This window comes from Mesorhizobium sp. B4-1-4, from assembly GCF_006439395.2.
GTDB lineage: Bacteria > Pseudomonadota > Alphaproteobacteria > Rhizobiales > Rhizobiaceae > Mesorhizobium.
Genome location: NZ_CP083950.1, coordinates 4,604,726 through 4,628,771, shown reverse-complemented (window position 1 = coordinate 4,628,771; position 24,046 = coordinate 4,604,726). Strand labels below are relative to the sequence as shown.

The 24,046-nt window shown below is 59.6% G+C and carries 25 protein-coding genes and 1 tRNA gene; 22 read left to right on the top strand and 4 right to left on the bottom strand.

Annotated elements, in window-relative coordinates:
- Positions 1–10 precede the first annotated feature (10 nt).
- The 4 genes from FJW03_RS22300 (at position 11) to FJW03_RS22285 (ending at position 5,793) form a co-directional block, all read left to right on the top strand.
- Entirely contained in the window at positions 11–1,012 is a 1,002-nt protein-coding gene (locus FJW03_RS22300; RefSeq protein WP_140699026.1) for an acyltransferase family protein, read from the top strand.
- Positions 1,013–1,499: 487 nt separating this feature from the next.
- Positions 1,500–2,816 carry a tyrosine-type recombinase/integrase gene (locus tag FJW03_RS22295; protein WP_140761078.1) on the top strand — a complete coding sequence of 439 codons (1,317 nt, stop codon included), beginning with the start codon at positions 1,500–1,502 and terminating at the stop codon, positions 2,814–2,816.
- Positions 2,817–3,015: 199 nt separating this feature from the next.
- Positions 3,016–3,222 (top strand): helix-turn-helix transcriptional regulator, encoded by a 207-nt coding sequence (locus FJW03_RS22290; protein ID WP_140761076.1) that lies wholly within the window; start codon positions 3,016–3,018, stop codon positions 3,220–3,222.
- 153 nt (positions 3,223–3,375) lie between these two features.
- Positions 3,376–5,793 carry a DUF5906 domain-containing protein gene (locus FJW03_RS22285; protein ID WP_181173149.1) on the top strand — a complete coding sequence of 806 codons (2,418 nt, stop codon included), beginning with the start codon at positions 3,376–3,378 and terminating at the stop codon, positions 5,791–5,793.
- 320 nt (positions 5,794–6,113) lie between these two features.
- Here the strand turns inward: FJW03_RS22285 and FJW03_RS22280 are convergent, their stop codons facing one another.
- Positions 6,114–6,479: a hypothetical protein gene (locus FJW03_RS22280; RefSeq protein WP_140761071.1), complete on the bottom strand. Its 366-nt coding sequence runs from the start codon at positions 6,477–6,479 to the stop codon at positions 6,114–6,116.
- 348 nt (positions 6,480–6,827) lie between these two features.
- Between FJW03_RS22280 and FJW03_RS22275 the strand changes: the two genes are divergently transcribed.
- The 10 genes from FJW03_RS22275 to FJW03_RS22230 all read left to right on the top strand — a co-directional run bounded on the left by FJW03_RS22275 (position 6,828) and on the right by FJW03_RS22230 (position 13,921).
- Positions 6,828–7,604, top strand: coding sequence for a hypothetical protein (locus FJW03_RS22275; protein ID WP_140761069.1), 777 nt, complete (start codon positions 6,828–6,830; stop codon positions 7,602–7,604).
- Positions 7,605–7,823: 219 nt separating this feature from the next.
- On the top strand, positions 7,824–8,252 hold the full coding sequence (locus FJW03_RS22270; RefSeq protein ID WP_140761067.1) for a hypothetical protein: 429 nt from the start codon (positions 7,824–7,826) through the stop codon (positions 8,250–8,252).
- Positions 8,236–8,523: a hypothetical protein gene (locus FJW03_RS22265; protein WP_140761065.1), complete on the top strand. Its 288-nt coding sequence runs from the start codon at positions 8,236–8,238 to the stop codon at positions 8,521–8,523. The genes FJW03_RS22270 and FJW03_RS22265 overlap by 17 nt, the downstream gene beginning before the upstream one ends.
- A gap of 279 nt (positions 8,524–8,802) precedes the next feature.
- Entirely contained in the window at positions 8,803–9,003 is a 201-nt protein-coding gene (locus tag FJW03_RS22260; RefSeq protein WP_140761063.1) for a hypothetical protein, read from the top strand.
- Positions 9,000–9,449 carry a hypothetical protein gene (locus FJW03_RS22255; protein ID WP_140761060.1) on the top strand — a complete coding sequence of 150 codons (450 nt, stop codon included), beginning with the start codon at positions 9,000–9,002 and terminating at the stop codon, positions 9,447–9,449. The genes FJW03_RS22260 and FJW03_RS22255 overlap by 4 nt, the downstream gene beginning before the upstream one ends.
- A 109-nt stretch (positions 9,450–9,558) precedes the next feature.
- Positions 9,559–9,864, top strand: coding sequence for a hypothetical protein (locus FJW03_RS22250; RefSeq protein ID WP_140761058.1), 306 nt, complete (start codon positions 9,559–9,561; stop codon positions 9,862–9,864).
- Positions 9,865–9,882: 18 nt separating this feature from the next.
- Positions 9,883–12,201 carry a phage tail length tape measure family protein gene (locus tag FJW03_RS22245; RefSeq protein ID WP_210240572.1) on the top strand — a complete coding sequence of 773 codons (2,319 nt, stop codon included), beginning with the start codon at positions 9,883–9,885 and terminating at the stop codon, positions 12,199–12,201.
- A gap of 108 nt (positions 12,202–12,309) precedes the next feature.
- Positions 12,310–12,504 (top strand): hypothetical protein, encoded by a 195-nt coding sequence (locus FJW03_RS22240; protein WP_140761056.1) that lies wholly within the window; start codon positions 12,310–12,312, stop codon positions 12,502–12,504.
- Complete coding sequence (locus FJW03_RS22235) at positions 12,501–13,556, top strand: tyrosine-type recombinase/integrase (protein ID WP_140761054.1); 1,056 nt, start codon at positions 12,501–12,503, stop codon at positions 13,554–13,556. Before FJW03_RS22240 ends, FJW03_RS22235 begins: the two co-directional genes overlap by 4 nt.
- A 65-nt stretch (positions 13,557–13,621) precedes the next feature.
- A complete protein-coding gene (locus FJW03_RS22230) occupies positions 13,622–13,921 on the top strand; it encodes a hypothetical protein (protein WP_140761052.1) in 300 nt (99 codons plus the stop codon).
- A gap of 75 nt (positions 13,922–13,996) precedes the next feature.
- On the opposite strand, the gene FJW03_RS22225 is transcribed toward FJW03_RS22230, so the two are convergent.
- Positions 13,997–14,086, bottom strand: a tRNA-Ser gene (locus tag FJW03_RS22225).
- Between the two features lie 437 nt (positions 14,087–14,523).
- On the opposite strand from FJW03_RS22225, the gene FJW03_RS22220 reads away from it, so the two are divergent.
- From FJW03_RS22220 to FJW03_RS22210, 3 genes are all read left to right on the top strand, one after another.
- A complete protein-coding gene (locus FJW03_RS22220) occupies positions 14,524–15,174 on the top strand; it encodes a 50S ribosomal protein L21 (protein ID WP_140761050.1) in 651 nt (216 codons plus the stop codon).
- A 97-nt stretch (positions 15,175–15,271) separates the two neighbouring features.
- Positions 15,272–15,541: a 50S ribosomal protein L27 gene (rpmA, locus tag FJW03_RS22215; RefSeq protein WP_140613041.1), complete on the top strand. Its 270-nt coding sequence runs from the start codon at positions 15,272–15,274 to the stop codon at positions 15,539–15,541.
- 119 nt (positions 15,542–15,660) lie between these two features.
- Positions 15,661–16,248: a GNAT family N-acetyltransferase gene (locus FJW03_RS22210; RefSeq protein WP_140761048.1), complete on the top strand. Its 588-nt coding sequence runs from the start codon at positions 15,661–15,663 to the stop codon at positions 16,246–16,248.
- Positions 16,249–16,415: 167 nt separating this feature from the next.
- Here the strand turns inward: FJW03_RS22210 and FJW03_RS22205 are convergent, their stop codons facing one another.
- The gene (locus tag FJW03_RS22205; protein ID WP_140761045.1) at positions 16,416–17,282 is read right to left on the bottom strand and encodes an endonuclease/exonuclease/phosphatase family protein; all 867 of its coding nucleotides are present in this window, start codon (positions 17,280–17,282) and stop codon (positions 16,416–16,418) included.
- A gap of 131 nt (positions 17,283–17,413) precedes the next feature.
- Here FJW03_RS22205 and obgE point away from each other — a divergent pair, with 131 nt between their 5' ends.
- The 5 genes from obgE (at position 17,414) to FJW03_RS22180 (ending at position 23,052) form a co-directional block, all read left to right on the top strand.
- Positions 17,414–18,445 (top strand): GTPase ObgE, encoded by a 1,032-nt coding sequence (gene obgE, locus FJW03_RS22200; RefSeq protein WP_140761043.1) that lies wholly within the window; start codon positions 17,414–17,416, stop codon positions 18,443–18,445.
- 4 nt (positions 18,446–18,449) lie between these two features.
- Complete coding sequence (gene proB / locus FJW03_RS22195) at positions 18,450–19,586, top strand: glutamate 5-kinase (RefSeq protein ID WP_140761041.1); 1,137 nt, start codon at positions 18,450–18,452, stop codon at positions 19,584–19,586.
- Positions 19,587–19,589: 3 nt separating this feature from the next.
- Positions 19,590–20,876: a glutamate-5-semialdehyde dehydrogenase gene (locus FJW03_RS22190; protein ID WP_140761039.1), complete on the top strand. Its 1,287-nt coding sequence runs from the start codon at positions 19,590–19,592 to the stop codon at positions 20,874–20,876.
- A gap of 163 nt (positions 20,877–21,039) precedes the next feature.
- Positions 21,040–21,627, top strand: coding sequence for a nicotinate-nucleotide adenylyltransferase (locus FJW03_RS22185; RefSeq protein WP_140761037.1), 588 nt, complete (start codon positions 21,040–21,042; stop codon positions 21,625–21,627).
- A 132-nt stretch (positions 21,628–21,759) separates the two neighbouring features.
- A complete protein-coding gene (locus FJW03_RS22180) occupies positions 21,760–23,052 on the top strand; it encodes an MFS transporter (protein WP_140761035.1) in 1,293 nt (430 codons plus the stop codon).
- Positions 23,053–23,055: 3 nt separating this feature from the next.
- Here the strand turns inward: FJW03_RS22180 and FJW03_RS22175 are convergent, their stop codons facing one another.
- Positions 23,056–23,907 (bottom strand): mechanosensitive ion channel family protein, encoded by an 852-nt coding sequence (locus FJW03_RS22175; protein WP_140761033.1) that lies wholly within the window; start codon positions 23,905–23,907, stop codon positions 23,056–23,058.
- Between the last annotated feature and the right edge of the window lie 139 nt (positions 23,908–24,046).

Genomic DNA, 24,046 nt, shown 5'->3' with positions numbered 1-24,046 from the left:
ACTCGCCCTGTTGATCTGGTCTTTGCAAGTGCTTCGCTTCGTTGCCGCGCTGATGGTCGTATATGTCCACGCAGCGCAGACTGCCGTTAAGGCCACCGGATCCAATGGCCTGTTACCTCACGATTTGCAGGTGGTCGGCTTCGCGGGCGTAGACATCTTCTTCGTCATATCAGGGGTGATTATTGCTAAGACGGCACCTGGTCTGACTTGGCGATCTTTCGCTTGGAGACGATTCCGGCGCATTGTTCCGCTCTACCTGCTGATCAGCATCCCCTATGCGATCGTCGCCTACAAAACCGGCTTCGGCTGGCGGGACGCGGCGGCGACGCTCTTGCTATGGCCGGCTACCGATCAAATGACCGCGCCAGCACTGCCTGCGGCCTGGACACTGTGCTTCGAAATGCTGTTTTACGCTGCCGCGACAATCGTTCTCGTCGACCGGCGACTGCTGTCGGGACTCCTCGGTATCTTCGGCCTCGCAATGATGTTTCGTTCGGTGGGTCCGGTGCTGCAGTTTCTTGGCAACCCGCTGATCATCGAGTTCGGTTTCGGCGTCGTTCTCGCCTATGCGCCTAGGTGGAAACCGGCGGTGTGGTGCCTGCCGATCGGCGCCGCGGCTATGATAGCCGTCGGATTCATTGGGATAGCGCCGCAAGGGGGAACGATGGAGTTCCTCGCCGGCGATAACGGCTTCCAGCGCGTGCTGGTCTACGGCCTCCCGGCGGCGATGATCGTCTTCGGCACGATGCAGATCGACGCGAAGCCGAGCGTCTGGACGGTTTTCGGTGATGCCTCCTATATGCTCTATCTGATCCACACTCTGCCGATAACGCTGCTTCTGATGGTGTGGACCGCTTTTCCGATTCCTCCGGACCTTATCATCGTGATCGGCACTGCCACATCAGTTCTTTTCGCTTGGCGGATGTACATTCGGTTCGAGTTGCCGCTGCGCAAATTCCTGCGCCGGTATGATCCCCATCTGAAGACTGGCCGCCATCCTCAATCGGCTTAACTTGAAGGCGGCCCGGCTGCTGGAGCTTGGGGTGGGGGGCAGCAGCCGGGCCTTGCCGGCTTTGAAGTCCGGCATATTAGCGTGATCTAATGTTGCGAAATACGCAATAGCGGCCCCTCAATTATCCCGCTCAATTATCAGAGGTCAGGCGCCGAGCGCATCATGCCAGGCCCCCCCCCCAAGTGAACGGGCGCCGGATGTGTCGATCGTCGAAACGCTGTGCTGTCCTGACAAGGGACAAACTGTACCCATGTCTCCGGCTCTCCGGGTCGGACACTCGGCGAGATGGCGGAGAGGGAGTCCCTAATTTCGAGGCGTCAAACGTCGTCACGAGTCACCACAAGCGCTACCATCTATCTTCCATCTAATTGATTATCCACAACTTTAGCCGCTCACTAGCGATCAAGAGCGGTCAGGGTCAAAAACAGATGGTGAGCGCGATTTTGTGAGTGGTTAGCGTGGCGACTAACAAAAAGGACGCCATGACATGACCACTGCAACACGCAAAAAGGGCCTGTCGCCCCGCACTCTCCAAACCCTTATCGAAGCCGCCGAACCGGGCCTTTGGGCGCATAGGTTCGGCTTGTCGCTCGCCATCGCCAAGTCCGGCACGGCAACATGGACGTTCCGTTACGGTGCGCAGGACGGCAAGCGCCGACTGATGACGCTGGAAACTATCAACTCCAATGAGCCGATAACCGCCGCCAGCCTGAAAGCGCTCGAACTCCAAGCGGAAGGGCTGCGGCTGAAAGTGCGGCAAGGCCACGATCCGCTTGCCGCTCGGAACGCCGCTGCGAACAAACCAGAGCGCAACACCGGACCGCGCACCGATACCTTTGAGAACGTCGCGCGCGACTACATTGCGCAGCATGAAGGCGACTGGAAAAACGACAAGCATCGCCAGCAATGGTCAAACACCCTCTCAACGTATGTCTACGCGAAGATCGGCAGCAAAGCGCCGCACGAGATCACAACCGAAGACGTGTTGGACGTGCTGCAACAGGACCACACGCGCAACGGCAAAACCGGATCGCTTTGGAAGAATGCCCGCGAGACAGCATCGCGAGTGCGTAGCCGTATTGAGATCGTGATTGGCGCGGCAAAGGCGAAAGGGCTTTCCAATCCAGCAACCCGGCATCTTTGGGCCGGACACGTGAACCCAGCCGCATGGAATGACAATCTCGAACACTGGTTGAACGGCAAACAATCCAAGTCCCATTTTGCAGCGATGGATTGGAAGGACGTGCCCGCCTTCGTTGCGGAGCTTCGCGAGAAAACAGACTACTCGGCAAAGGCGCTATTGCTGACAATCCTTTCTGCGGTTCGCACGTCCGAATGTCTCAACGCGACATGGGGCGAATTTGACCTTGAAGCGGCAACATGGACCATTCCAGCGGAGCGGATGAAGGCGGGCAAAGAACACCGTGTTCCCTTGTCGAGCGCCGCGATAGAACTGGTGAAAGCACTGCATCGCATCGAAGACAATCCATATGTTTTTCCCGGCGCAAAGCGAAATCAGCCGTTGAGCAACATGGCGATGCTCGAAATGCTACGCGGGATGCGGGACGGATTGACCGTTCACGGCTTCCGAAGCGCATTCCGCGACTGGTGCAGCGAAACGACTTTGCATCCCGATACGATTGCCGAAATGGCCCTTGCGCACACCGTTAAAGACAAGACCGTAAAAGCATATCTTCGCAAAGATGCTTTTGAACGGCGGAAGAATTTGATGCAGCAATGGGAGGATTATCTTTTGCTTGATCGCGAAGAGTACAATGAACGATGGTCAAAATTCATCGCGTGACAGGTAAAGGCCGGTTTTACCGGCCTTTTTCTTTGGAAGACCCTTGACGGTCACAAGCGCTCAATGCAGGCTGTCAACTTGCCGCCTCGACTTGGGGCGCGCGCGAGCGGTGGATGCCGCATGCCACGGTGAAGACGTGGCGCAAAGCGGGTGGATGCCTGCAAGTCCCGAAACCCTATAGAAATCGAAGGCATCGGCTATGTCCGACACCACTATCCTAACCGTTCAAACCGTCTGCGACCGCTTGACCGTGAGCGAGGCGACATTGCGCCGATACGCCAAGGCTGGCGGCGACTTCCCGCGCAAAATCCAACTCGGGCCGCGCCGCATTGGCTATCTGAAAAGCGATGTCGAGGCTTGGCTTATGGCCCGTCATGAAACTGCAAAAGCGGCCGTAGGGCAGTAAATCCGTCAGTATTTTCGTGAGTGACCAAAATTACCTAATGTTTTCAAGCAAAATGGGCGGACATTTGCTCCGTCGAACCCAAAAAAATGCCCGGCGTGTGAAGCCGGGCTGTTATCAATGTTTCAAGACGGATACGGAAAGTTTCAAGTTACAATGGCCGATATATTATCATCGGGCGTACCGGTCAAGCCGGTCGCACAGAATTATCACCAAGCTTTTGCACACATTGCAGCGTTGACCGGGACGGACCCAAATACAACCATTGTCAATTTCCGCTGCATTCACGATGCTATTAAGAATGCGCCGGCGCATTCTTATGACGGAACGTTGCCGCAACTATGGAAAACGTTTCTTGATTACCAAGCACGTGGTCACGGCGTTTTTCTAAACGTCAATCAGCTTGACGGCAACGGGCGGGAACTCGCCAACGTTCAATTCATTCGCGCGCATGTGGTGGATTTGGATAATTTAAGCGCTGCGCAAAATTTCGAGCGCGCCGCAGCGTGGTTTCCGTCACCATCTTTCGCCGTCCAGACGTCGCCATCAAAATACCATTGCTATTGGCCGGTGACGCCTTACCGCGACAATGACCGCTACACTCTTATTCAACGCAAGCTGCGGCAACTGTTTGACGGCGATAAGTCTGTGATCGATCCCACGAGGATGCTTCGCCTCGCCGGGACGCTGCACCTTAAAGACACGTCCGCGCCGCACCTAGTCCAATGCTGGTCATTAGCCGGCCATGGCTATCAGACGCCACCGGAGGCGTTGGAAGGTGCCCTGGCATCTGTCAACGTGATCGATGGTGTCGGCGGGCGGCATGAGCTTGGCGAGCCGTCTCTTGCGGCTCCGTCGCTCGATTGGATACGGTTCGCGTTGAAGCTGCTTGATCCCAATGACCTAGATCGCGGCGACTGGATTTCGTTTTCCGCTGCGGTGAAACAAGCGGGCTGGACGCTTACCGACCCTGACACGCTATTCCACATTTGGTCGGACTGGTGCGCTCGCTACAATACAATCGGCCACGACGGGAAGCCGCGTGTCAACGATCCGGGAGAGAACCTGAAACAGTGGCTTTCTTTTCGCAACACAGAAGTTGGTTGGCCGTCGATTGAACGCCGCGTTCCGTCATTGCTCGCATACCGGACATTAGCCACGCCACCAGCGCAAACGGCACTAGCGCAACCGGCAGTGACCACGGCAACGCTTCCAACGCCACCGATGCCAGCGCCGCCCGAACTCGATTGCAGCGGCGAAATGCTTACGCACATGGAACAGCAACAATGGTTCAAGGGTTGCGTGTTGATCGGTCCCGAAAACCGCATCATTGGACCGCGCGGCATTAGATACGATGTCGGCAGCTTTAACGCATCGTATGGCGGCAAACGGTTCATTATCGATGCTCTAGGCAAGGTAACGGATGAAGCATGGAAGGCGGCAACGCGCTCGACGCTTTGGACCGTGCCGAAGGTCGATGGCACTTGCTTTCGTCCCGATCTGCCAACCGGCGAAATTACCGGCGACGGGCTAGGGCGATCCTACCTCAACACCTACGTACCCGCCCGGATCGAAACCCTCGCGGGCGATCCTACGCCATTCTTGCGTCATCTGGCCTTGGTGCTGCCCAACGCGGACGACCAACGCATATTGATCGAATTCCTCGCGCACAACGCTCGCTATCCCGGTCACAAAATACCGTGGGCTCCCGTCATCCAATCCGTTGAAGGCGTGGGCAAGAACGTATTCAAGCACGTGATCCGGCACGTCATCGACAAGCAGTATTTCTATCAGCCAAAGGCGAAGCAGCTAAACGACAGCGGCAGCAAATTTAACGGCTGGATGGATAGCAAGCTCTTTTTCTTGGTTGACGAAATCAAGGTCGATGAACGCCGCGATATGGTCGAAACCCTCAAACCGTTCGTAACAGAAACCGAGCTTGAAATAGAAGGGAAGGGCGCTAATCAACGGATGGCTGACACACCATCGAATTGGATGTTCTTTTCCAACCACAAGGATGCGATCCCGATCAACGCCAACGCCCGGCGCTTCGCGATCTTCTTTAGCCCAATTCAGACGCTTGACGATCTGCGGTCGCGCGGAATGGATGACACCTATTTCAATAGCCTGTACGCATGGCTTGGCGATCATCAAAACGGTGCGCACCGCATGGGCTTACGGATCGTCGCCAACTATCTGTTGACCTATCCAATCGAGCGCGGTGCGCTTCCGACGCGAGCGCCGATCACAAGCAGCACCGCAGAAGCTTTGATCGAAAGTCGAGGCTGGCTTGAAACCATGATAGCAGAAGCCGTGGACGATCAACGCAACGGCTTTCGGGCTGGTTGGATTAATACGGCGGCGCTCGCGGCGTTGTTGCGTGAGCAACGGAAAGACGTAAAGCCGCGAACCATTGGTGATGCGATAAGGGCGCTCGGATACCGCTCGGTTGGTCAGGCTGGACGCGGCTATTTTCAGGATGATGTAGTGTTTCCGAACCGCCGTGGTCGATTGTGGAACATCGATCCCCTTGCGAACGTCGCTAATTATGGACGATCCCAAAGTTATGAATGAGGCGGGATCAGAGCGCCAATCAGAGCGCCAATCAGAGCGGCTAAAAACCGTTGTTATACAATTGGTTACGCGATCGCCGCTCTGATACTCTGATCCGCTCTGATTTTTCGAACTCCCACGCCGGGACCGCCGCAGTAATTACAGTAATTTATGTAATTACTGCCATTTTATATATCTCTTTTCTCTCAACATAGAGAAAATCAGAGCGATCAGAGCGCATGCCCTTCAACTCATTGGAAACGCTGGCTTTATTGACGCTCTGATACCGAACCGGATTGAAGCGGGATCAGAGCGTTAGAGCGCCGGGCGCAAATGCAAATTCAAAGGTCGCTATATTCAAAATATATATCGTTAATCCGTTCCGTGCATTTGAGACGATCTGCGGTCTTTTGCATTGTCATCATGCGTGGGTCTGCGCTGAATCGTTGCTCAATCCCTTTGATGTATTCCAACGCCTTTTCCTTTCCAGCATATTCCGTGAAGCGACTAAGCCCGATTTGCCGTGCTGCTTGATATTGCTCGCGACCGATCGCGTTTTCGCAGAGCATCGTCGTCGCCATAAGCTTGTTGACGAAATCGACCGTGCGGACGATGCGCGGATTTGATCCAGACGGAACGACGTCGGCAAGCTCATTTGCGTTAGCTGTCGCCGGTATGAGCATAAATAAAACAAGCGTGATCTTCATTTAGCTATCCCCTTGGATGGTCGCATGGCGATTATCGACGCCAAACCGATACTTTGTGCAAGTGGGTGTTGCGAAATTTGTTCTATGCCGGACTACCTGTCCGCCGTGTTGCCTTGATCGCTGCGGTGTTCGCCCGACAACTCACCAAAATAGTGACAAGATGGTCATTCGGCGAGGCCGTTTGTCGGAAACGTCGTTAGATAGACAAGAGTAAAATTGCGGTAATTATCAAAAGTATATTTGCGATGGTCTGGTTATTTTCGGGGACATGGCGACATACACTTGACAGGCCGGTGATATACGGGGATGCTTGCTGCAAATCACCACTAGATATCGAGGGACAAGCCCATGAAAACCACACTTGCCAACACGGACCGGGCGACGGTCTTTACCGTTGCCCACGAAGACGGGCGCCACGCCACGGCGGCCATTGCGTCCAGCCTATCCGCATCGACTAGCCCGGTGGCTTCGCAGGCTGCTCGCGTTGTTTCTGCCGTGGGATCGTTCAACGACAACATCACCGGCAACGCGGCACGGTTCCAGACGGAAGCGCGCACCGCCGCGAACCGCGAAGCTGCCGTCAACGTACTGGCATCACCCGTCCAGGCATTGATTGGTGCCGGCGTTGCCGAAGGCCGCGCCGCAGCCGCCGCCGCTGCAAACGCTGCCGCCGTCGATCCGGGCAACGCTCCGCTACGGGCACAGGTTCGGGACCGCTTCATCGCTATGGATGCCGCTGGACAGGCAACGTTCGCACAGCGCGCCTCGCTAGAAGAACTCGCGGCGCTTATGGAAGCCGGCCGATCCTATTTCGACGCCACTCCCGATCCGGTTTGGCAGATCATCGAAGATCAATACATCGTCAAGCGCCATATCGCCCGATCCGGTTTGCAGGCCGCTTTTCAACGCCAGCCTGATGCGAATGATCCCATGGCATTCGGTCCGGACGAGAACGCCGCCCTAGCAGCCTCCAAGGCATCTCTTGGTACACTTCGCGCCCGGTCCGATATGGTGGATGCGGTTCGCACCGCTGTTCAGTCCATCATCGACGCCGTAGCGCTGGCGACCGATCTTTCGCGCGAAGATGCTTGGAAACTTCTAACGACCGGCAAAGCCGCAGTATGATCGGCCTAGCTCGCACCGTGGCGTTGCCGACCAAAGCGACGATGAGCGCGGCAGAGATACAGAGCGCTCTTAACGCTGACCGGCGACTTATCGAGAAATGGCGCGTTCGCTACGGTTTCCCGCGACCATTGCGAAGGGACGGGCACACCACACTTACGCCTACGGCCGAAATTGCCGTTTTCCTTAATGAACGCGGTTGCCAGATATCTTGGATTTAGCATGACCGCCGACAGGAACGCCGCAGAACTCCGTATATCAACGGTTGTGCAATTGCCGAACGGTCGGTTCGCGCCCGGAAATCCCGGCCGCATTCCCGGCAGTAAAAACAAGATCAGCAATGAAGCGATGGCCGCGATCAAATCCATGAAGGACGTTGCCATTGAACAGCTTCGCTCAAAGCTCGAACGCGGCGATTGGGACGCGATCACTTTTATTCTTGAACGCATTTTGCCGAAAGGCCGCAGCGTCGAACTCGATGACACGTCGCCCACCAGCATCGCAAAGGCATTGGCCGAAGGCCATTTGACGCCCGACGAAACGCGCTCAATCGCAACGGCGCTCAAATCGCTTCAAGACGTGACCGAGCTTGTCGAAATCCGCGCCAAGCTGGACGAATTGGAAAAGCTGCTCAATGGCGTTGCGCGATGAACGGCAACGGCTCGAAGCGCTCAAACTTGCCGTGCAACGCAAAATTGGCCCGCTCGGCAAACTGGACGCTGAACAGCGGGAATGGTTGGCAGCTTGGCGCGAAGATCAATCGCCCTTTGATTACGCGGCGATGATCAACAACGCGGGCGAGGTTGGCGATGGGCTTCGAAGCGATATTAGGCGCGTTCTGTACGGCGAAGTACCGACAATTGTTGTGACGGACACCGACGCACAGGCCAATGAGAAATGGCAAAGGTTCATGGGGCGATGATCATGACAATTATATCCGTTCCATCATGCACCTACGTTGCCGATGAAATCGCATTGGACATTATGGGATGGACTGCGCAACAGCTTAACTACCATCGCAGTTACGCCGGCTTTCCTTCCGCGATCCGATTGAGCGATATGCTTGTCTTGCGTTGCCAAGATATAGCCCGTTGGTGCCAGTCGAGACAAATGCAAGTTGTCCGATATGACATCGACGGCCGCACATGGACCAACCAACGACCGCGTTACTTTCTTACCTAACCCACAAAGGACGACCATCATGGAAGCATCTTCAATTCACTATCTGGACGACGCGACAATGACCGTTGAGATCAAGGGCGGTCGGATCGTTCATCTATCGAATTTTGACGGCAAGTCACTGCCTTTTCCGAAGTCGTGCAAACTCGCATTGGTGTTTGATCCGCTCGGTGAGATCGAGCCGGCCGAAACGATCACGATAGACAAAGGCACCCCGCAATGAACCTTCGCCCCTACATGTTCACGCACCCGCGCCCTTGCATCTTGGTTTGCAGCGATAGCGATCTGCATTTCTTCGTTTGGGCGAAGGACTTCAACAAGAAGCACGGACCATACGCGGCCAAGCGTCGGGCAATCCCGACCTTTACCGCTCTCCAATTCGGCTACGGGTGGCAAGAGGCGGCAGTGAAGCCGTCCGCTCACAACATGCTTGAGATATCGAGCAAGGCTTTGCTGCAACTCATGGTTTGGTACGGGCGAACAAACGGCAACGAATTCACCGGCCGCAATCTGCACGAATTCTTTGAAGGGAACGAACTGAATGCCGTGGCGCGGTACTTTCAGCATGTGGCGCTGCCGATTTTGCAGGGATCGAGCGGCGATCTAGGCTCGGTGCAACAATATTCGATGCGTCGTGATGCGGCATTCTTGAACCAGCTAACCCAATGACAAAAGGGCAGATGGTTAGTGGAAAAGGTTAGGTGATCTGAAAAGTCCTAGAATTCAGTGCCAACGGCGGAGAGGTTTTCCGCCATTGGCGAAAAGGGTTGGAAACGCAATGACCAGAGCGACAACACGACGATTGATCGTCCAGCATCGTAAGGACTTCAAGGACATTTCTGACTATTTCATCCCGGAATGCGTGGACCTCATTAAGGACACGTCCGACCGCAAATACATCACCGATGTTGTTTTGCCGATGGTCCGTAGCAGCGGAAAAGAGCAGCGAGTGCGCGTCGAAGCGACTGCCGCTAATGGGTATGACAACGAAAGAGTTAAAAGAGTAATGCGCGAGACGGCGCAGGCCGCTGCGGAAGATGCGAAAAGAATTGCAGAGATATTATCAGAACGCGGAATACATTGATATTGAAAGACTACTCAAATGGACATCGCCGAAATTGGTTTCAAAGCTGACACTTCCGATCTTGTTGACGCAAAAGTTAAGCTGGAAGCGATTGTACCCGCAGCCGGCAAAGCCGCGCGTGGGTCCGATATAGCAACCGCAGCGCTCGACGGAACCGCATCTGCCGCACAACGTGCAGCGGTCGGCGCTGCGGGAACCAAGACGGCAGTTGCCGCAGCGGCGGCTGCGATCAATACGAAGCGCACGGCGGTTGTTGCCGCCGCTTCGGCCGATACCAAAGCGGCCGGCGCTGCGGAAGCCGCTGCGGCGGCTACAACGGCACAGGGCGAGGCTGCGGACGCTGCGGCGGCGAAGCTTAAGCGGATGCAGAATGCCGCCAACCAGAATTCCGCCTCGCTCGGCGCTATGAAGGCGAACACCGCGAACATCGCGGCACAGTTCCAAGATATCGGCGTGACTGCGGCAATGGGCATGAACCCGCTGCAAATCGCCTTGCAACAGGGAACGCAACTTTCCAGCGTGTTCGCCGCCATGAAGCCGGCCGAAGCCGTCAAGGCGCTTGGTTCGGCGTTCGGGTCGTTGTTCGGTGTCGTCTCGCTTGTCACGATCGGCCTTGTTGCGATCATCGCCGCGCTAGTCCAGTTCGTGAATTGGGCTAAGTTCGCCAAAACCGCATTGAACGATATCGCGGATATCTTGCCGACGATTGCGCCGTATCTGGTTATCATCGGCGGCGCGATGTTGCTTGCGTTCGGCCCGGCGATCCTTGGCGCTATCTCGGCCGTTTCCGGAGCCGTCCTAAGCTTGAGCGCATATTTGATCGGTCTTGCGATCGGTTGGGCTGCGGCCAACCCGGCAACGGCAATCATTCTCGGCTTTGCGCTTGTGCTTGTCGCATTGAACATCTTCCGCGACGAAATCGCGAAGGTCTTGGGCTTCGATCTGGTCGGAGTGGTAAAGGATACGGTCAATTACATAGTCGGCGGTTTCGTCGGCACCTACAAAGCGGTTGTCGCGGTGTGGGACAAGTTGCCGGATGCGTTTGCCGACCTCGGCATTCGTGCCGCCAATGCTCTAATCAGCGGCATTCAATCGGCAATTGATAAGTCTGTGCAGGCGATGCGCGGTCTTTGGAATTGGATGGCCGATCACGACCCGACCGGCATGATGTCGCACAACAACGACACGTCCAAAGTTGTCGATCTTAAGCCAATTAAAAACAATTTTGCCGGCGCTGCGGCCGGCATGGCCGACACCGCAAAGACTGCATACGATAGCGCGCAAGGCGTCGATTACGTCGGGGCCGCGTATGAGTTTACCGGCAAGCTGGCGTCCGGTGCGGCTCAAAAGGTGCGCGACCTTGCCAGCGCCATTGACCTAACGGACGCCAAAAAGAAGAAGCACGGCGGCAAGACCGAAGCGGAAAAGTTCTCGGATATCGTCAACGGTGCTGAACGCTCGATTGCGACGTTGCAAGCTGAACGCGATGCGATCGGACTTAGTGAAATCGCAACTGCGAAGCTGAAATACGAAACGCAATTGCTGAATGAGGCAAAGCAGAAAAACATAAGCCTGTCGCCTTCGCAGCGCGCCCAACTGATCGGCCTTGCCGATGATATGGCGTCGTTGGAAGTGCAAACCAAGAAAGTCAAAGAGGCTTTCGAATTTGCCAAGGACTTGACGAAGGGCTTTTTCAGCGACTTCGAACAAGGCATTGTGAACGGTGAAGGGTTTTGGAAATCCTTCGGTGATGCCGCCTTGAATGCGTTGAACAAGATCGTTGACAAGCTCTTGAACGATGTCATTGACGCGCTGTTTCAAGTCAACTCTGCGGCGTCCGGTGGCGGTTCCGGCATCGTTGGCTTTCTCGGCTCGCTGTTTGGCGGTGGCGGTGGTTACAGCAACGATCTAGGCGGATTGACCGACTTCATGTCGTCGCTCGGTCAAGGCGGCGTTGCAACTAGCAATGGCTTGTCGAAATTCGCCAAGGGCGGCGACTTCACGAATTCCATCGTCTCGCGCTCGACGCCGTTCAAGTTCGCGAATGGAACCGCGCTTGGTGAAATGGGCGAAGCCGGGCCGGAAGCGGTCATGCCGCTTAAGCGCATGGGCAACGGTGATTTGGGCGTCCAAGTCGCCGCACCGGCTGCGAACGATACCGCCGCCAACAACAACGGTCGCGTTGGGCAGTTGAACGTCAACGTTTCGGGCGCGCGCGGCAACGCTGAAATCAAAGAAATGGTGCGGCAGGGTGTCGAGGATGGCATTTCGCAATACGACACCTACGCATTGCCGATCCGCGTCAACGAAATCGGTTCCGATCCTAGGGCAAGATGACTGTGGTTAGCCGAAAAGGTTAGTCGCTCTAGAAACGCCGAAAATTCAACGATTGTGGCGGAGGAAGTCTCCGCCACTGGCCCGGGCAGGGTTAGTTCAGGGGTAAAAATGTCACGGAAACTTTTGCTCACCCAAAAGCAGATTACCGCGATCTGCAAAGGCGCGTCTAAGGCGGGTTACGTGCCAGTCATCGAAACGCCGGGCGGCATGAACATTCGCCTTTTGCCAGCATCGGGCGCAACTGCCTTTGACCAGCACCCGGCCGACCGGTCGTCCGTTGACAACGTAAAGGTGTCGTTTTGACCGGCGCCCGCAGACGGTACGAAATCCATGAGCGCAATCGCCATGGAAAACATGTCTGGTATTTCCGACGACCCGGACAAATCCGCGTCCGCCTACCGGGCGAATATAATTCGCGCGAATATATCAACGCTTACAACGACGCCTTTGCCGGGAAGCTTGCCGTTCAACCCGTTGGCCGTCCTGCGGCTCATACCCTTGCGTGGCTGCTCCATCAATACCGGCAAAGCGCCCATTTCAAAGGATTACGACCATCAACCCGCCGCGTTCGCGACAGCATCTTTGCGCGTCTGGTTGGGAAATCCGGGACGCAACCTTTCAAGGCCATCAAACGCCAGCACCTTCAAGCCGCAATGGACGCGCGAGCCGATCAACCTTTTGCCGCAAACAACGCATTGAAGGCGATCCGCAAAATGTTCGAATGGGCGGTTTCAGCCGGCCATATCGACCTCAATCCTTGTGACGGCGTGAAGCCAATCAAGGCGAAGACGGACGGTTTCCATAGCTGGACGGTCGATCAAGTCGAGCAGTACCGCAAACATCATCCGGTGGGAACGCGCGCACGGCTTGCGCTCGATATCATGCTGTTCTGCGGGCTGCGGCGCGGTGACGTTGTTCGTGTAGGACCGCAACACGTCCGCGAGGGTTTGATTACGTTGCGGACCAGCAAGACAAACACCATGGTCTATCTGACCATATGGCCGGAATTGAAGCGGTCCATTGACGCAACAACAACCGGCGATTTGGCGTTCATGGTCACATCATACGGCAAGCCGTTTAGCACCCCGGAGACGTTCGGGACGTGGTTCGCGCTGCAATGCGACAACGCCGGGCTGCCTAAAGAATGTCGGGCACATGGGTTACGTAAAGCCGGCGCAACCATCGCCGCAGACAATGGCGCAACAGCCCATGAACTATGCGCAATGTTTGGTTGGACGAAACTAGCGACGGCAGAGATTTACACCAAGGAAGCCGACCGCAAACGGCTATCGCGAGCAGCAAGCGCACGGATCGCAAATAACCACGCCCTTCAATGTCAGCCCCAACTAATGTAGAACGGGACTACAGAACGAGCCGCGTACGTTTCAGGAACAAGCACGTTGGCTGCGGGGAGGATTGCATGGCTAACAAGAAAGATTCCGGATTGCGGTTGCTCGTGGCGTGTGCCTGCATCGCGATCATTGCGGGAGTGGGATACTACTTCATAGGCGAATACCGAGCCTATGGGCAGGACGAAGCGACGGCATCGAAACAGGCATTGGATGCGGCGCTTCGGCAAGGTTGCCTTGACGACTTGAAAGCGGCTTTGCAATTCGATCCGGCTCACCCATACACGATCGCAAACTGCCTTTACATGGGCGCATTGAGCGAAGCCGAGGTGAGCAGCCGGGAAATAGAGTTGGGCACCAGATTGCGCTAAGCGTGAAATTGGTTAGCGCTAGTTGGTGAGTGATTTTTCAGAAATCCAGCAATTGCACGGCTTGTAGGGGTTGACTGGCGGAGAGGGAGGGATTCGAACCCCCGATGGGCTTGCACCCATGCCGCATTTCGAGTGCGGTGCATTCGACCACTCTGCCACCTCTCCGCGGTCATGGTCGGCCGTTGCCGGCGCGGCGCACTAGATAACGGCTGATCGGGCAGGTTACAAGGCCAAATCCACCAGTTATTTGGCTTGCCGGACAGGCATGGGCTCGAGATGGTGTCGGCCGCTCGTCGGCTGATGCGGCACAGGCGGTCCTGGCCGCCATCGCCGTCGTCACCGGTTTCTCCGGAGGCGCGTCGTGGCCTCGCCGGTGTTTTCGCCGGGGAAGCTTGCCACGGCGGCATGGCGGCGACGGCCAATAGCGGTCCGGCAGCGGCTGTTTGCCTTGACTCCCACGCAACCTTCGGTTAGGGACGGCGCGCAATCGGCGTGGAGGGTTCTTCCGCGCCGCTTGTTTTTTGAACCCGCAGACTGACAAAAAGACGGCCGAACCGCCAGACGCGGTTCATCGAGGCCGACGGAACAGCGAAAGGCAAAAAATGTTCGCAGTCATCAAAACGGGCGGCAAGCAGTATCGCGTCGCCGCCAACGATCTCCTGAAGATCGAAAAAGTCGAAGCCAATGTCGGCGATATCGTCGAGATCGGTCACGTGCTCGCGCATGGCGAGGGCGAGAATGTCACGTTCGGCGCGCCGTTCGTCGATGGCGCCCTGGTTACCGCCGAAGTCGTCGAGCAGGGCAAGAACCGCACCGTCATCGCTTTCAAGAAGCGCCGCCGCCAGAATTCGCGCCGCAAGATCGGCCACCGCCAGCTTTTGACCACCGTGCGGATCTCCGAGATCCTGCTGGGCGGCGCCAAGCCGGCCAAGAAGGCTGCTGCCAAGGCGGAAGCCAAGGCTGAGGTCGCCGCAGAGGCGAAGGCCGAGGCGCCGAAGAAGGAAGCCAAGGCCGCCGAGACCGCGGCAGCACCGCTGTTCAAGGCACCAAAGGGCGAGCCGGACGACCTGACCGTAATCAAGGGCATCGGCCCGGTCGCCGCCAAGGATCTCGCCGAACAAGGCATCATCACTTTCGCGCAGCTGGCCAAGCTGTCCGACAAGGATGTCGCCAAGATCGACGAGCACATGCCGTTCAGCGCCGACCAGATCAAGGACTGGCGCGAGCAGGCCAAGGAACTGGCGAAGAAGTAATTTTCCGGCCAAACATCAGCCGGATCGGACTTGAAACGGAACGCGAACGCGTTCATAAGGCCTTTTAGGCGCCTTGCGGCGCAACGGAGTTAGTTAGATGGCACACAAGAAAGCTGGCGGCTCGTCGCGCAACGGTCGCGACTCGCATTCCAAGCGTCTGGGCGTGAAGAAGTTCGGCGGCGAAGCCGTCATCCCGGGCAACATCATCATTCGTCAACGCGGCACCACCTGGCATGCGGGCGTCAATGTCGGCATGGGCACGGACCATACGCTTTTCGCGCTCGAAGCCGGCGCCGTGATGTTCAACAAAAAAGCCAACGGCCGAACCTACGTATCGGTCAACCCGATTACCAAAGCCGCGGAGTAGCCGGTTCCGCACTAGAACACCGGCGCCCATCTCGGGAACCGGTGTCTGGCAAGGCCAGGAAAAGGATCAGGGGAGATGGGTTTCCATCTCCCCTTTTTCTTGCCTGGAGGAACGTTCAAATGGTTGCCGAAGCGGAAGACTCAGAAGACGAAAGTTACGCGATAGACTGCCCCGTGCTGGTCACCGAGCGGCTGGTGATGCGGGCGCCCCGCGAAGAGGATATCGCGCAACTGGCCGAACTTGCCGACAACCGTCACGTTGCCGAGATGCTGGCGCGCATGCCGCACCCTTATGGCGAGGCCGAGGCGCGCGCCTTCCTGGCCATGACGAGGTCACGCCGCGCCGGCATCGCCTATGCGCTGACGCTCGCCGGCACCGACACCTTTGTCGGCTGCGCGGGCTTGAACACCACCGATCGCGGGCTGGAGCTCGGCTACTGGATCGGCGAGCCTTACTGGAAGCGCGGCTATGCGACGGAAGCCGCGCACGCGCTGGTCGACCTCGCCTTCCAGAAGACATCGATCCAGGTGCTGCATGCCTCGACGCGGGTCATCAATCCGGCCTCGCGCCGGGTGATCCACAAGTGCGGCTTCCAGTATGCCGGCCAGGGCATGCTGAATTCGATCGTTGCCGGCCAGGTGCCGGTCGAGCGCTACCGGCTCGACAGGAAGACGTGGGTCAGCCTCACGAACTGGGTCCACTTCTAAGCATGTCGATCTTCAGGTGAGGTCGGCCTGCAAACGCAGGTTTCCTCCGCTTCCGGTGCTCACGTACTTTATGTACGTTCCGCTCCGGTTCTCGGAAACCAGCGTTTTCGGTTCGGCCTGACCTGAATCTCGACACGCCTCGGCGCCTTATGCCCGAACCAACTGCCTCAGCCCAGTTCGGCCCATACCGGCCGGTGGTCCGAACCGTCGGCTTGCCGGTCGACCCACAGGCGCTTCAGTGATCGGGCAAGCGAGGCGCTGGTGAAGACATAGTCGATGCGCTTGTGGCGGCTGGTGTTGGTCGGGTCCTTGGGATCGACCCAGCTGACGAGGTCGTCGCCGGTGTCGAGGCGCACGGCGGCATCGACGGCGAAATCGGCGGTCAGCGGCATGCCGAATTCGTGGTCCGGCCGGCCGGCGAGTTCGACATATTCGGGCGAGCCGGCCAGCATGTTGAAATCACCCATGCCGACAAAGGCTTCGGGATGCGGCAATTCCGGCAGGCCGATCTCGGCGACGCCGGACAGGGCTCCGCCCTCGAGCGCATAATTCAACAGGCGCTGGCGCAGGAACTGGATCTGGCTGGCGCGCTCGACCGGGCTGCGGTGATCGAGATGGATGGAATAGAAGCGGATGAAACCAAGCGGCGTCTCGATCAGCGCTTCCAGCGCGCCGCGCTGGAAATTCATCATCTCGAAGCTGCGGCTGCGCGGCAAGAGCAGGTTGCGCGACAGATGAATGGGCGTTTTCGACAGCATCATGTTGCCGAGCTGGAAGGTCGTGGTGATGGCGCGGCCGTTCTCGATACGCGAGCCGATATTGGCCTCGAAATTGCTGCCGTAGACGGCGAAATAGTCGGGCAGCGCCTCGCCGATCTCGGCGACCATATCGCGGCCGCCATTCCGGGGATTGTTGCGGGTGACCTCCTGCAGCGCGATCACGTCGGCGCCGCGCACGGCATCGGCGATACGCGCGATATCGTAGCGTCCATCAAGGCCGATGCCGTATTGGATGTTGTAGGTTACAAGCTTCATCCCGCCATCTCTCCGGCCAACCCCATGCGGCCATTGTCATAAAACGGCCTCGCCCTTCGCCGCGCCTTGGTTTAGAGCAAGGCCTAAGGTTTAGAGCAATGCCGCAAGGCCAATAAAGAAACTGCAGTCCGATGAAATTTCTTGATCAAGCCAAGGTCTATGTCCGCTCCGGTGACGGTGGCGCCGGTTCGGTTTCGTTCCGGCGTGAAAAATTCATCGAGTTCGGCGGACCGGATGGTGGCGACGGCGGCCGCGGCGGTGATGTCTGGCTGGAAGCGGTCGACGGGCTGAACACGCTGATCGACTACCGTTACCAGCAGCATTTCAAGGCCAAGACCGGTGTTCATGGCATGGGCCGCAATATGACCGGCGCCAAGGGCGCCGACGTCACGCTGAAAGTACCGGCCGGGACCCAGGTGTTCGAGGAAGACAATGAGACGCTGATCTGCGACCTCACCGTGGTCGGCCAGCGCTTCCTGCTGGCCAAGGGCGGCAATGGCGGCTTCGGCAACCAGCACTTCAAGACCTCGACCAACCAGGCGCCGCGCCGCGCCAATCCGGGCCTGCCGGGCGAGGAGCTCAACATCTGGCTGAGGCTGAAGCTGATCGCCGATGCCGGGCTGGTCGGGCTGCCCAATGCCGGCAAGTCGACATTCCTGGCGGCGGTCACCGCGGCCAAGCCGAAGATCGCCGACTACCCGTTCACGACGCTGCATCCCGGCCTCGGGGTCGCCCGTGTCGATGCGCGCGAATTCGTCATCGCCGACATCCCGGGGCTCATCGAGGGCGCGCATGAAGGCGTCGGCATCGGCGACCGCTTCCTCGGCCATGTCGAGCGCACGCGCGTGCTGCTGCATCTGGTTTCGGCGCAAGAGGAAAATCCGGGCAGGGCCTACAAGACCGTGCGCGCCGAACTCGAAGCCTATGGCCACGGCCTGACCGACAAGGTCGAGATCCTGGCGCTGAGCCAGGTCGACATACTGGATGCCGACGAGCGCAAGAAAAAGGTGGCCTCGTTGAAGCAGGCGGCCGGGCGCGCGCCGCTGCTGTTGTCCGCGGTCACCGGCGAGGGCGTCGAGGCGGTGCTGCGCGCGCTGATGGCGGTAGTCGCGGAAGCGCGGGCGCAGATCGCCGCCCCGGTCGAGACGCGCTGGGAAAAGTAGGGCCATGCAGTCGCTCAGGAAATACCGGCGCATCACCGTCAAGATCGGCTCGGCGCTGCTCGTCGACCGCGCGAGCGGTCTGAAGCGCGACTGGCTGGATTCGCTTGCCGACGATATCGCCGTACTCGCCCAGGGTGGCGTTGAGATCCTCGTCGTGTCCTCCGGCGCCATCGCGCTTGGCCGCACCATCCTCGGCCTCGGCAAGCGCGCGCTGAAGCTCGAGGAGAGCCAGGCGGCGGCCGCCGTCGGCCAGATCGCGCTCGCCGGTGCCTGGTCGGACGCGCTCGGCAAGGGCGGCCTGAAATCGGGCCAGATCCTGCTGACGCTTGGCGACACGGAGGAGCGCCGCCGCTATCTCAACGCGCGGGCGACGATCTCGACGCTGCTCAAGATGAAGGCGGTGCCGGTCATCAACGAGAACGACACGGTGGCCACCTCCGAAATCCGCTACGGCGACAATGACCGGCTGGCCGCACGTGTCGCGACGATGATGGGCGCCGACCTCTTGGTGCTGCTGTCCGATATAGACGGGCTCTACACCGCGCCGCCGGCGCGCGATCCCAATGCCAAATTCATTGCGGTGGTCGACCGCATCACGCCTGACATCGAGGCAATGGCGGGAGCCGCCGCGTCCGAGCTGTCGCGCGGCGGCATGCGCACCAAGCTCGATGCCGGCAAGATCGCCAACGCCGCCGGCACGGCGATGATCATAACATCGGGCACGCGGCTGTCGCCGCTGATGGCGATCGAGCGCGGGGAGCGCGCGACCTTCTTCCGGCCGAGCGCCAATCCGGTCAAGGGCTACAAGACCTGGATCGCCGGCCAGCTCGAACCGGCAGGGCGGCTCACCGTCGATGACGGCGCCGTGGGTGCGCTCAAGTCGGGCAAGTCGCTGCTGCCGGCCGGCGTCAAGCTGGTCAGCGGCAATTTCTCGCGTGGCGACACGGTGGCGATCCTGTCACCCGAGGGCCGCGAGATCGCGCGCGGCCTGGTTGCCTACGATGCCGCCGATGCCGTAAGGATCGCTGGCCTGAAGACGACCGAGATCGAAACCGTGCTCGGTTACGAGGCGCGTTCGGCGATGATCCACCGCGACGACCTTGTGGTGAGTCAGGCCGGAGGCGACATAGACAGAGGATGAGCCATGCTGAAGCTGCATGAAAAATCCGGGAACGACACGGTGGCAACGATGGCCGATCTCGGCCGCCGCGCCCGCGCTGCCGCCCGACCGCTGGCCATCGCCACCACCGCCGCCAAGAATGCCGCGCTTGCCGCAATGGCGCAGGCGATCATCGCACGCGAACAAGAGATTCTCGACGCCAACGCCATCGACATCTCGAATGGCGAGGAATCGGGGCTCTCCGCATCCTTCATGGACCGGCTGAAACTCAACCCGGCGCGTATCCGCGCCATGGCCGACGGCCTACGCGAGATCGCCGAACTCAGCGATCCGGTTGGCGACGTGATCGCTGCATGGGAGCGGCCGAACGGATTGCATATCGAGCGCGTGCGCACGCCGCTCGGCGTCGTCGGCGTCATCTACGAGAGCCGGCCGAATGTGACGGCGGACGCAGGCGCGCTCTGCCTCAAGGCCGGCAATCCGGTGATCCTGCGCGGCGGCTCGGATTCGCTCAACTCGTCAGCCGCCATCCATGCCTGCCTGGTCGAGGGGCTGAAGGCCGCCGGCCTGCCGCAGGATGCGATCCAGCTGGTGCCGACCACCGACCGCGCCGCTGTCGGCGAGATGCTGAGGGGCCTGGGCGGCACGCTCGACGTGATCATCCCGCGCGGCGGGAAAAGCCTTGTCGGGCGGGTGCAGAACGAGGCGCGGGTGCCGGTCTTCGCCCACCTCGAAGGTATCTGCCACCTCTACATCGATCGCTCCGCCGATCTCGACATGGCAGTGAAGATCGCCGTCAACGCCAAGATGCGGCGCACTGGCGTCTGCGGCGCGGCCGAGACGCTGCTGGTCGACCGCGCGGTGGCGTCCAGCCATCTGGTGCCGATCCTCGACGCGCTCCGCGCGGCAGGGTGCGAGATCCATGCCGATGCCGAAGTGCTGAAAGTGTTCTTCGACGCCAAGCCGGCGACCGATACCGACTGGGTGACCGAATATCTTGACGCCATCATCGCGGTGAAGCTGGTCGACGGCATCAGTGGCGCGATCGACCATATCGAGACCTTCTCCTCGCATCATACCGAGGCGATCGTCGCCGAGGATGCGAAGGTCGTCGAACGGTTCTTCAACGAGATCGATTCGGCGATCCTGCTGCACAATGCCTCGACGCAGTTCGCCGATGGCGGCGAGTTCGGCATGGGCGCCGAGATCGGCATCGCCACCGGCAAGATGCACGCGCGCGGGCCGGTCGGCGTCGAGCAACTGACATCGTTCAAATACCGCGTGCGCGGGTCGGGACAGGTGCGGCCGTGAGCGCTGGTTTTACCCTCCCCCTCGTGGGGAGGGTGGCTGGTGTAGCGAGCCGGATGGGAGCATAGCGCTGAATTCTGCACCCCCCCCACCCCGCTCCGCTTCGCGGATCGACCCTCCCCACAAGGGGGAGGGTAAGGACGCCGTCCCTTCCCGCTACCTCAACATGCCCCATGCCGCAAAGGGCCTGGCCGTCGGTCTGTTCGGCGGCTCGTTCAACCCGCCGCATGCCGGGCATGCCTTGGTCGCAGAGATCGCGCTGCGGCGGCTCGCGCTTGATCAGCTGTGGTGGATGGTGACGCCCGGCAATCCGCTGAAAAATGCGCGTGAACTCACCCCGCTCGCCGAGCGCATCGAACTTTCCGAAAAGATCGCCAGGAACCCCAAGATCAAGGTCACCGCCTTCGAGGCGGCACATCATGTGCGCTATACCGCCGACACGCTGGCGCTGGTCAAGGCGCGCAACCCTGGCGTCGAGTTCGTCTGGATCATGGGCGCCGACAGTTTGCGCGACTTCCATCATTGGCAGCGCTGGCGCGAGATTGTGCTCACCTTCCCGATCGCGGTCATCGACCGTCCGGGCGCCACGCTGTCGCTCCTGTCGTCGGTCGTTGCGAAAACCTTCGACTATGCGCGCATCGACGAGGGCGACGCACCACTGCTCGCCCGCATGAAGGCGCCGGCCTGGACCTTCATCCACGGTCCGCGCTCGTCGTTGTCGTCAAGCGCGATTCGCAAGCTGGCGAAGGGATAGGTTTCTTCCTTCTTCCCCCGGGGAAGGAGAAATCCTTCTTCCCCCGGGAAGGAGAAATCCTGCGCCTCGCCCGCCTGGCCATGTCGCTTTTGCCGCTGCCTTTCGCGGCTCGGTGAGCAATGCTGACCAGGCATGCTGGAAAAGAACCACCCCACAGCCGAGCCGGAGCAAGGCAGCGCGCCCACGCCATTGATCGCGATCGCCAGCGTCATCGTGTCGATGGCGCTGATCGCCATCGGCAATGGGCTGATGTTCGCCTATATCCCCGTTCGGCTCGGCGTCGAGGGTTTCGATCCGACCTGGGCCGGGCTCATCGTCACCGGGCTTTCGGCTGGCGGCCTTGCCGGCTGCATCCTGACCGGACCGCTGGTGCGCAGGGTCGGCCATGCCCGCGCCTTCATGGTGCTGTCGGCACTGATCGCGCTGTCCAATGCCGCCATCGGCGCGGGTCCGCACCCGCTGTTGTGGATCGCGGCGCGCGCGCTTTACGGCTTTGCCATATGCGGCCTGTTCATCGTCGCGCAGAGCTGGCTGAACGACGCGGTCGCCAACGCCATACGTGGCCGGGTCATGGCCTTCTTCTACGTCGCCTACGTCGCCGGGCTCGGCGTCGGCTATGCGACGCTTGCGCTGGTCGACATCAAGACGGCGGATGCGCCTTTGATCGGCATTGCCTTCACCGCTCTGTCTATCCTGCCTGTCGGGATGACGCGGCTGGCGCAGCCGCCGGCGCCGCAGGCGGCCTCGGTGGCGCTGCGCCGGGCCTGGCGAATTTCACCGGTCGGCGTTGCCGGCATGCTGGCGGTCGGCGGTCTGTCGATGTCGATTTCCGGCTTCGCTCCGATCCACGCCACGGCCAAGGGCTACAGCCAGGCCGATGTGGCGCTGCTGCTTTCGGTAATGCCGCTCGGCACGCTGATCCTGCAGCTTCCGTTCGGCTGGATTTCCGACCGCACCGATCGCCGATATGTGCTGATCGGAGCATCCGCGCTAGCCGCGTCGTCGGGCATGTTCGCGCTCGGTTTCGACGGCGGCGCGCTGGCGGCGCTGCTGGTGATCTATGTCTTGTGGGACGGCGCCTCGGAATCGATTTATTCGCTGTCCAGCGCGCATGCCGCCGACCGTGCCAGCAAGGACGACATGGTGGCACTGTCCAGTTCGCTCTTGTTTGCCTGGTCGCTCGCGGGCTTCATCGTACCGGGCGTCGTGACAGCGCTTTCGGCCGTTTTCGGCACGCAGGCCTTCATCTATGTGACAATCGTCATTGCCTGCGCCTTCTGCCTGTTCGTGGTTCTGCGCGTGTTCACTACCCGTCCTGTACCGGCCACCGAAACCGGCAGCTTTGCACCGATGACGGCGCAGGCGCCGCTGCCGGTGGAGCTTGCCTTCGCGCCGGACGAACAGGACCGGCACTGGGGCAACTGATTGCTACTGCTTGCGGACCTCCGGCGGCGGCGCTTCCGGCGGCGGCAGCGGAATAGAGATGCCTTGGCTGTCGAAAGTCTGCTTGGCGCGTTTGGTCATGTCGATATTCGTGGAGAAGTAGTCGGCCGCCGAGGTCCAGTAGCGCAAGGTGAGCGAAACGGTGGTGTCGCCGAGGCTGGCCAGGAAGGCGATCGGCGCCGGTTCGCGACGGATGCGCTTCTCGGCACCGGCAATGGCAAGCAAGGTCTTCTGCGCGCCGTCGATGTCGTTCCACGAACCGATGCTGAGCGTGATGTCGGTGCGGCGCACGCCGTTGCGCGAAAAATTGCGCACCGGCTGGTTCCACAGTGTCGAGTTGGGCGCCAGGATGTAGACGCCGTCGGCGGTCCTGAGCTTCGTGGCGAACAGGCCGATTTCCTCGATCGAACCGGCGATGGAACCGACCTCGACGGATTCGCCGATGCGGAACGGCCGCAGCGCCAGAAGCATGATGCCGGCGGCGATGTTCTGCAACGTGCCTTGCAGCGCCAGCCCAATGGCGAGGCCGATGGCGCCGATCGCGGCGATGATCGAGGCGGTCTGCACGCCGAACTGGCCGAGCACCATGATGACGACGAGAATCAGGATGGCGTAGCGGACAATCTTCGAAAAGAAATGCCGCAATGTCTGGTCGAATCCGTGGATATGGCCGAGGCCGGCAAAGATCGAACGCTCCGCGAGACCAGCGACGATATAGCCGACCACCAGAAGGATGATGGCGCCGATGGCCGAGAAGGAATAGGAGACGATCAGCGTGCTGAGCTGCGCGAGGCCCGCCTGGACGGTGAGGAGCGTGTTTTGCGGGTCGATCGGCATGGCGGGATTCCGGTTGGTCGGTCAGCCGATAACCGCCGCGGGACGCGTGGGTTCCGATCTTTTTGCCTGCCGTATGGAACAACCCGGCAATCGACGAGTTCGCGTGAGTCGGAGCTCCGTCTTGAAACTGCAACGGAAC

Bases quoted from the DNA above. Each gene is read 5' to 3' on its own strand.
- FJW03_RS22245 (WP_210240572.1), top strand. From the start codon at position 9,883: ATGGACATCGCCGAAATTGGTTTCAAAGCTGACACTTCCGATCTTGTT.
- FJW03_RS22270 (WP_140761067.1), top strand. From the start codon at position 7,824: ATGACCGCCGACAGGAACGCCGCAGAACTCCGTATATCAACGGTTGTG.
- FJW03_RS22250 (WP_140761058.1), top strand. From the start codon at position 9,559: ATGACCAGAGCGACAACACGACGATTGATCGTCCAGCATCGTAAGGAC.
- obgE (WP_140761043.1), top strand. From the start codon at position 17,414: ATGAAATTTCTTGATCAAGCCAAGGTCTATGTCCGCTCCGGTGACGGT.
- FJW03_RS22240 (WP_140761056.1), top strand. From the start codon at position 12,310: ATGTCACGGAAACTTTTGCTCACCCAAAAGCAGATTACCGCGATCTGC.
- FJW03_RS22230 (WP_140761052.1), top strand. From the start codon at position 13,622: ATGGCTAACAAGAAAGATTCCGGATTGCGGTTGCTCGTGGCGTGTGCC.
- rpmA (WP_140613041.1), top strand. From the start codon at position 15,272: ATGGCACACAAGAAAGCTGGCGGCTCGTCGCGCAACGGTCGCGACTCG.
- FJW03_RS22285 (WP_181173149.1), top strand. From the start codon at position 3,376: ATGGCCGATATATTATCATCGGGCGTACCGGTCAAGCCGGTCGCACAG.
- FJW03_RS22220 (WP_140761050.1), top strand. From the start codon at position 14,524: ATGTTCGCAGTCATCAAAACGGGCGGCAAGCAGTATCGCGTCGCCGCC.
- FJW03_RS22210 (WP_140761048.1), top strand. From the start codon at position 15,661: ATGGTTGCCGAAGCGGAAGACTCAGAAGACGAAAGTTACGCGATAGAC.
- FJW03_RS22275 (WP_140761069.1), top strand. From the start codon at position 6,828: ATGAAAACCACACTTGCCAACACGGACCGGGCGACGGTCTTTACCGTT.
- FJW03_RS22290 (WP_140761076.1), top strand. From the start codon at position 3,016: ATGTCCGACACCACTATCCTAACCGTTCAAACCGTCTGCGACCGCTTG.
- FJW03_RS22180 (WP_140761035.1), top strand. From the start codon at position 21,760: ATGCTGGAAAAGAACCACCCCACAGCCGAGCCGGAGCAAGGCAGCGCG.
- FJW03_RS22205 (WP_140761045.1), bottom strand. From the start codon at position 17,282: ATGAAGCTTGTAACCTACAACATCCAATACGGCATCGGCCTTGATGGA.
- FJW03_RS22260 (WP_140761063.1), top strand. From the start codon at position 8,803: ATGGAAGCATCTTCAATTCACTATCTGGACGACGCGACAATGACCGTT.
- FJW03_RS22265 (WP_140761065.1), top strand. From the start codon at position 8,236: ATGGCGTTGCGCGATGAACGGCAACGGCTCGAAGCGCTCAAACTTGCC.
- proB (WP_140761041.1), top strand. From the start codon at position 18,450: ATGCAGTCGCTCAGGAAATACCGGCGCATCACCGTCAAGATCGGCTCG.
- FJW03_RS22295 (WP_140761078.1), top strand. From the start codon at position 1,500: ATGACCACTGCAACACGCAAAAAGGGCCTGTCGCCCCGCACTCTCCAA.
- FJW03_RS22175 (WP_140761033.1), bottom strand. From the start codon at position 23,907: ATGCCGATCGACCCGCAAAACACGCTCCTCACCGTCCAGGCGGGCCTC.
- FJW03_RS22280 (WP_140761071.1), bottom strand. From the start codon at position 6,479: ATGAAGATCACGCTTGTTTTATTTATGCTCATACCGGCGACAGCTAAC.
- FJW03_RS22190 (WP_140761039.1), top strand. From the start codon at position 19,590: ATGCTGAAGCTGCATGAAAAATCCGGGAACGACACGGTGGCAACGATG.
- FJW03_RS22185 (WP_140761037.1), top strand. From the start codon at position 21,040: ATGCCCCATGCCGCAAAGGGCCTGGCCGTCGGTCTGTTCGGCGGCTCG.
- FJW03_RS22255 (WP_140761060.1), top strand. From the start codon at position 9,000: ATGAACCTTCGCCCCTACATGTTCACGCACCCGCGCCCTTGCATCTTG.